Annotated in this window: 1 protein-coding gene; it reads left to right on the top strand. The window is 53.9% G+C overall.

Annotation, left to right across the window (positions count from 1 at the left end; translation table 11 throughout):
• Positions 1-208 precede the first annotated feature (208 nt).
• Positions 209-1162, top strand: a complete 954-nt coding sequence (locus Q668_RS13750) for an IS110 family transposase (RefSeq protein WP_022990198.1) — start codon at positions 209-211, stop codon at positions 1160-1162.
• The last annotated feature ends 31 nt before the right edge of the window (positions 1163-1193 follow it).

Genomic DNA, 1193 nt, shown 5'->3' with positions numbered 1-1193 from the left:
GCCTTGTATGGATAATTTCTGCCGTGTTTGGGTAAATTGAGGCCCACCCCCAGTGGCCGCTGGGGGCCTTCATGCAGCAGCTCGATGCTTGCCTGGCTCCTCTTTCGAGAGACCGATAACAAGTGTGTAGCGCTGCATGACTCTCAAGCGATAACTCGAACAGTCATCGGGGCCTCGAGCCCGTATAGCAAGGCAGAGTCAGCTTATTATGAACCACACGGAAATCCAAACCCCAGTCAATGTCGGTGTCGATGTCGGTAAAGCCAATCTGGACATCGCCCTCCATCCCTCCGGGCAATTTCACACCATCCCAAATACCGAAGCCCACATCCGGCACTTCGTCAAAATCCTTAAAGACTACAACGTCGAACGCATCGTCGTGGAAGCCTCGGGGCGGTACGAACATGCACTGGTTCAAGCCTGCGACCAGGCTGGCTTGCCCATCATCGTGGTCAATCCCATCAGCGTCCGGCGCTACGCCCAGGCTATCGGTGTGCTTGCCAAAACCGACCGGATCGATGCACAGGTCATTGCCCGGTACGCCGCCACGCTGAAGCCAGAGATCAAGCCAATTCCGGATAAGACTTCCCAGAAAATTAAGGACTTACTGATCCGGCGATCTCAGCTTCTGGAAATGTCCACCATGGAGAAAAACCGTCTCCAGATACTGCCCAAATACCTTCACCGGTCCATCAAAAGCCTGCTCAGAGTACTCCAGAGCCAGATTGAAACGGTGACCCGACAGATCGACCAAGAGGTCGCCAAAGTCGATCAGTGGCGTACCAAAATGGAGATCATGACCAGCGTGCCTGGTGTTGGGAAAGTGCTCGCTTACACCTTCCTGAGTGAGCTCCCGGAGCTCGGTTCGCTGAACCGTAAGGAGATTGCCGCGCTCGTCGGTGTCGCACCCATAAACCGGGACAGCGGCAAACTCAATGGCAAGCGGCGAATACGAGGTGGCCGGCACAGGGTTCGAACCGTCATGTTCATGGCCATGCTCTCATCCATCCAGTGCAACCCGGTCTTCAAACGCTTTTACGAACGTCTCAAGGCCCAGGGAAAAATCCCGAAAGTCGCTCTGATTGCCTGTATGAGAAAGATGATTGTGGTGCTCAATACCATGGTCAAGAATCAGGAGCCGTGGCGTGAAAATATGGCTTAATATATGCGATTGACACCACAGTCACTTGTTA

Origin of the sequence: Marinobacter sp. ES-1 (genome assembly GCF_000475255.1) — a bacterium.
Classification (GTDB): domain Bacteria; phylum Pseudomonadota; class Gammaproteobacteria; order Pseudomonadales; family Oleiphilaceae; genus Marinobacter; species Marinobacter vinifirmus.
This window is presented reverse-complemented; position numbering and strand designations above follow the sequence as displayed.